Raw genomic sequence first — 6,283 nt, 5'->3', positions numbered from 1 at the left:
GCCTTATCAACAAGCTGAGCATCCAGGGTGTAGGTAGCACCCACCACCAGATCCTTATACGTCACAGTGTCAGAAACAGTCGAGCCCGCAATGACCTCGTCGCCATTCAGAGTTGCCTGAGTAGCAATCGACGGCTGCAAGGTCTTGCCGATGACAGTCTGATCCTTATCGTTCAGATCCTTGTGCTCAGCAATGACAGTGTTTTCACCAGTCCCGTTTGCCGAACCATCAGCGTTGACCTCAGCGGAAGTCAAGGTCTCATAAGCAACAGCAGATGCAACCGGAACAGTGACATCGTCGTTCACAACGATCTTGACGCTGGTCTCGCCGTTGGCTTCCTTCGGCGTGAAGGTAGCAGTACCTTCACCGATGACCTGCTCATTGGCCTTGTTAATCAGCTGAGCATTCAGGGTGTAGCTCTTACCCGGCACCAGGTCCTTGTAGGTCACGGTGTCGTTGACAACAGCACCAGCCTTGACCTGAGTGCCATCCAGACGAGCCACGGTCTTGATCTCCGGATTCAGCGGAGTCGGCTCCGTGGTCGGCTCAGACGGCTGAGTCGACGGTTCGGTCGTTTCCTCCGGAGTGGACGGCTGAGTCGACGGTTCCGTCGACTCGCCCGGCTTACCCGGCGTAGTAGTCGGGGTCTCCGGAGTCTCGCCAGTTACAGTCTGTGCCTTGTCGTTGATGTCCTTGTGCTCAGCGATGACAGTGTTTTCACCAGTCTCGTTTGCCGAACCATCCTTATTGACCTGGGCCGAAGTCAAAGTCTCAAAGGCAACAGCAGAAGCAACCGGCTCAGTGACGTCGTCGTTAATCGCAATTTCGACATTCTGCTTGCCACTGGAGGTCTCCGGGATGAACTCAACAGTGCCCTGGCCGATGACCTGCTTGTCCGCCTTGTTAATCAGCTCGGCGTTCAGGGTGTAGGTCTTACCCGGCACCAGGTCCTTGAAGGTCACAGTGTCAGTGACGGTGGAACCAGCAGCAATCTCGTTACCGTTCAGGGTTGCCTGGGTAGCAATTTCCGGCTGCAGCGGCGTGCTGTTGACGGTCTGAGCCTTGTCGTTGATGTCCTTGTGCTCGGCGATAACGGTGTTTTCGCCAGTCTCGTTTGCCGAACCATCGGCGTTGACCTCAGCAGAAGTCAAAGTTTCGAAAGCAACGGCAGCCTTCACAATGCCATCAACATCGTCATTTACGACAATCTTGACGCTGGTCTCGCCATCAGCCTTTTCCGGCGTGAACGTAGCAGAACCTTCACCAATGACCTGCTCATTGGCCTTGTTAATCAGCTGAGCGTCCAGAGTGTAGGTCTTGCCCGGCACCAGATCCTTGTAGGTCACGGTGTCGTTGACAACAGCACCAGCCTTGACCTGAGTGCCATCCAGACGAGCCATCGTGCTAATCGACGGGTTCAGCGGAGTCGGCTCGGTAGTCGGCTCAGACGGCTTCGTGGTCGGCTCAGTCGACGGTTCCGTAGAAGGCTCTGTGGTCTTGGAAGTGGTCTCCTCCGTGGTCGACTCAGACGGCTCAGTGGTCTGTTCCGTCGTCTGCTCGGTGGTCGTCTCCTCCGTGGTGGTTTCCTCGGAAGTAGTCTGCTCCGGAGTAGTTTCCTCTGGAGTAGACGGCTCCGTGGTCGGAGTCTCACCCGTATGCGGGTTCTCATTATCCACAATGATGCCGTCTTGGCTACGACCATTGTTAAAAATCATGCCGGTTTGATTCGTTGCATCAACACCCGACTTACCGACATTTGCCGGGCCTATGTAGTAGTCGTATACGGCTTGTGCAGCCGCAGGCAACTTCGACTGAGAGAAGTCAAGGCCGTGCGAGAAGTGCCAAATGGCAAAGTTAGTACCGGCCAAAATGTCCTTCAGATTCTGGTCATAATTACCACCAGAAATCCCGGTAAGAGACTTAATTTCATCCATGCTCTTAGCTGGATACGCGTTGTGCGCGATCCAATTCAGCTTCTGATATGCGGCAGTATTGCCTCGCAGGCTATTCGAGCTTGCATCGCTCGCCGAGAACTCACTGAAGGACTGGATATTACCCACATCCCCGTCATTGGCGAGCACATCAGGCTCAATACAGTAAGCAACCTTGTTCTTAAAACCATTGGCCGCGGATGCAGTCATGTCATCCAGTACAAAGACCTGAGGAAACACGTCCATAACACGGCCATCAGGCCACACGGCCTTCTTCTGGCCATAGTTCGACGCAGACATGAACTTTGCAATCGTGCCCGTCGTTTTCGGCCCCTCTGCCCGAGCAACGCCCGGGATTACGGAGAATAGAAGAGCAAGCGTCGCTATAAAGCTAAAAGCTACAGCCCAGCGCTTATCGATTGATAGCTTACCGATCACAAGCTCTCCCCCCATTCATTTTTAATCGCGATACTCACCGTACGCTACCTTTCAAGCTTCGATTTTGAATCAACAACCACGCTCGCACGCCCACGCTTTGACCAAGCGGAGACTACTATTCACCTCTGCAAATCTGCAGATAGATAAAGCTGGTTATATGTAGGTGTAGCATAGGCATTTTTAAGTTTCAATCCACATTTATGTGTCAAGGTTGACACAGAAACAACATCGTCTAATAACGTTTATTTTATGTAGCATTTTGGGGTAGCCAACTGGCCATAAAATAGCTTTAACAGATACCACTTTTGGCCCATATCGGTGACATCACACCTTCGTTAGGTCTATAACCTGGGCTATTTGGTTGATTTTCCACCAGCTTCACAGCGAAATCTTTGCCACATCAACACCTCAAGAAACAATTAGCCACATTAACACCAATTAGGGTAAATCTAACTAAATAACTCTCCTAGGCCTATGAATTGGATGACCACACGCTCCTCCCAAGTGCACATTTTTGGTTATTTATTGATCGCTTTACGCCACCGCACCTAAAGCCTCCCCAATAGCTCCGGCTGCGAATTGCGCTATTTACTGAAATAAATTGTCGATAAATGGCAATCCAATTAACTCGCTCAACTTCCGAGGCTAATATTATTCACCTTTTACACACTGCAATAACTGGAGCGAAGACGCAAAAAAGCGCCTTTCATTCCCAATTAGGAAATGAAAGGCGCTTCTACACCAAATTATTTAATTAATGCACTGAAAACCAATTATCTAAGTGCAGTATCACCCACCACACCATCGCCATGCCGACAGCCGACGTCATCAACACAAGCACTCACCCATACTGACATCCAACAGCTTCTGCTAGCGATACTCGGCCACATGGAGCCCCGCCAAGCTTCAAGAGCCTTATGCCGCCTAGCCAATAGTTCGCGCCCTTAGAGCAGGCCACGCTCTCCATAAGGCTATATAGCGAACCTAGGCGACATTATAGAGTTCGGACACCGGGACGCCGCTCACCCATCAGCGCCCCTGCCGTGTTCATTAACCAACGTACTGCCAGCGAAAAAACGACTCAAGACACCACGAAATACACTTCACCAAACAAAGCAAAATAGGCATTTCTCAAGCCAGCCACAGCCTGCGCTTATACCCAAAAGTCACCTTGTAAATACCGATTACATAGCCATTAGGCTACCCCCGTTAACCCCATTCATAAACAGCAAAACGCCCTGGCAAGAGACTTGCCAGGGCGTTCTAAAAGCCTATACAGCCGGGGATAAGAGTTACTTCTTAGCCACCAGAAGCTCCGCAATCTGGATGGTGTTCAGAGCAGCACCCTTACGCAGATTGTCGCCAGAAACCACGAGCACCAGGCCGCGGCCCTCCGGCACCGACTGATCAACACGGATACGACCCACCAGGGACTCATCAATGCCAGCTGCCGCCAGCGGAGTCGGCACATCCACAACCTTGACACCCGGAGCGGACTCCAGGAGCTCAGTAGCCTTCTCCACGGACAGCGCCTTATCAAACTCAGCGTGAATCACCAGCGTGTGGCCAGTAAAGACCGGAACACGCACGCAGGTACCAGCAACAGCCAGCTCCGGGATGGACAGAATCTTGCGGGACTCATTGCGGAGCTTCTGCTCCTCATCGGTCTCCAGCGTGCCGTCATCAACCAAGTTGCCGGCCATCGGCAGTGCGTTGAACGCAATCGGCGCGACGTACGGACCAAAGTCATCAACAGACAGAGCCGAGCCATCAGTGGTCAGCTGCTCCATCACGTCCTCATTAGCACGAACCTGGCCAGCCAGCGCCTTCACGCCAGCCAAGCCCGAGCCCGACACAGCCTGGTAGGACGCAACGCGGAGACGCTGCAACCCGGCTTCGTCGTGAAGCGGCTTGAGCACCGGCATCGCCGCCATCGTGGTGCAGTTCGGATTAGCGACAATGCCCTTCGGAATCTCATCCAACGCACCCGGATTGACCTCGGAGACCACCAGCGGGACCTCCGGATCCTTACGCCATGCCGAGGAATTATCCACGACAATCGCGCCAGCCGCCGCGAAGCGCGGAGCCTGCTCCTTCGACAGCGTGCCGCCAGCCGAGAACACCGCGACATCAATGCCCTTCAGATCCTCATCAGAAGTCTCAGCAACGTCCTCGACAACGATCTTCTCGCCGCGGAAATCCAGCTCCTTACCCGCACTGCGAGCAGAGGCGAAGAAACGAACCTTATCAGCCGGGAAATTACGCTCCGCCAACAGCGTGCGCATCACACGGCCCACCTGACCGGTGGCACCAACAACAGCAATCGTGGTCATGAAAACTCCTTAGCGTCCAGTACCAGCGTAGACAACAGCCTCAGTATCGCCACCGAGGTTGAAAGCATCGTGCAGAGCCTTGACCGACTTATCGACATCCTGGTCATTGACCAGCACAGAAATACGGATCTCAGAGGTGGAAATCAGGTCGATGTTCACACCCTCCTCAGCGAGCGCCTCACAGAACGTAGCGGTCACGCCTGGGTGGGACTTCATGCCAGCACCAACCAAGGAGACCTTGCCCACGTGATCGTCGTAAAGCACGTCCTTCCAGCCATTCTCAGCCTGCAGCTTCTTCAGCAGCGCCATCGCCTTCGGAGCGTCCTCGCGCGGGCACGTGAACGTAATGTCCGTGCGATTGTCGTCAATGGTGGAGACGTTCTGCAGCACCATGTCAATATTGATCTCCGCATCCGCAACAGCGCGGAACATCTTCGCCGCCTGGCCCGGATCATCCGGAATGCCCAGCACGGTCACCTTCGCCTCGGAGCGGTCATGCGCCACACCAGTCAGAACTGCTTCTTCCACAGGAATATCCTCCATCGATCCATCAACAAGAGTGCCAAGGTCATTGCTATACGACGAACGCACACGCAACGGGACATTAAACGCGCGGGCGTATTCGACACTTCGCAGCTGCAAAATCTTCGCGCCGACCGCGGCCATTTCCAGCATCTCCTCGAAGGAAATGGTGTCCAGGCGCTGCGCATCCGGCACAATGCGCGGATCCGCGGTGTAGACGCCGTCCACGTCGGAGTAAATCTCGCAAACGTCCGCGTCGAGCGCTGCTGCGAGAGCAACTGCCGTGGTGTCCGAGCCGCCGCGACCCAGCGTCGTGACATCCTTGGTCTCGCGGTTGACACCCTGGAAGCCCGCTACCAGGCAAATGTGGCCCTCATCGAGCGCTTCGCGAACACGGCCCGGAGTGACCTCCAAAATGCGGGCATTGCCGTGACGTTCAGTAGTAATAACGCCGGCCTGCGAACCAGTGAAGGAACGAGCCGAAGCACCCAGGCTGGCGATAGCCATGGCTACCAGCGCATTTGAAATACGCTCGCCAGCGGTGAGAAGCATGTCCATCTCACGTCCCGGCGGGACCGGATTGACCTGGTGAGCCAGCTCCAGGAACTCATCGGTGGTGTCGCCCATTGCCGAGCACACAACCACGACGTCATTGCCCTGCTTTTTGGTTTCCACAATTCGCTCAGCCACGCGGCGAATGCGTTCGGCGCTCTCCAGGGATGAACCACCGTATTTCTGCACAACCAGTGCCATGGTCGGCAACCTCCAAAAAACTAGGCAACTCTATGCACGTAACTATTATTGATTCAATTTACTTGAGTCGCATTCGTAAATACATAACGGGCTACCAAAACAGGGCTTGTGGGGGTTGCGTGGGGGTTGTGTGGGACGTGTATGGGTGGTTTGGCTGGGCTTCGGCTGGGTTTGGAAGGGCTCCCGGGGGCTCCCGGGGGCTGCAAATGTGAAACTGACCTAGTTTATGGCAGTTTTGGCACGATTTGAGGCCGGTAGGGTCAGGCGGTCATTGCATCATGGATAACACCAGAGATTACCTCCCGG

At 54.4% G+C, this 6,283-nt stretch carries 3 protein-coding genes; all 3 read right to left on the bottom strand.

The window, feature by feature from the left end:
* Positions 1-2,231, bottom strand: a 2,231-nt coding sequence (locus Q4E11_RS09410; protein ID WP_303165377.1) for a VaFE repeat-containing surface-anchored protein, incomplete at its 3' end; no start/stop codon positions are given.
* A gap of 1,430 nt (positions 2,232-3,661) precedes the next feature.
* Positions 3,662-4,702 (bottom strand): aspartate-semialdehyde dehydrogenase, encoded by a 1,041-nt coding sequence (locus Q4E11_RS09405; RefSeq protein ID WP_303165376.1) that lies wholly within the window; start codon positions 4,700-4,702, stop codon positions 3,662-3,664.
* A 9-nt stretch (positions 4,703-4,711) separates the two neighbouring features.
* Positions 4,712-5,977, bottom strand: a complete 1,266-nt coding sequence (locus Q4E11_RS09400) for an aspartate kinase (RefSeq protein ID WP_303165375.1) — start codon at positions 5,975-5,977, stop codon at positions 4,712-4,714.
* Positions 5,978-6,283 lie beyond the last annotated feature (306 nt).

The organism is Corynebacterium sp., from assembly GCF_030532195.1.
Classification (GTDB): Bacteria; Actinomycetota; Actinomycetes; order Mycobacteriales; family Mycobacteriaceae; genus Corynebacterium.
This window is presented reverse-complemented; position numbering and strand designations above follow the sequence as displayed.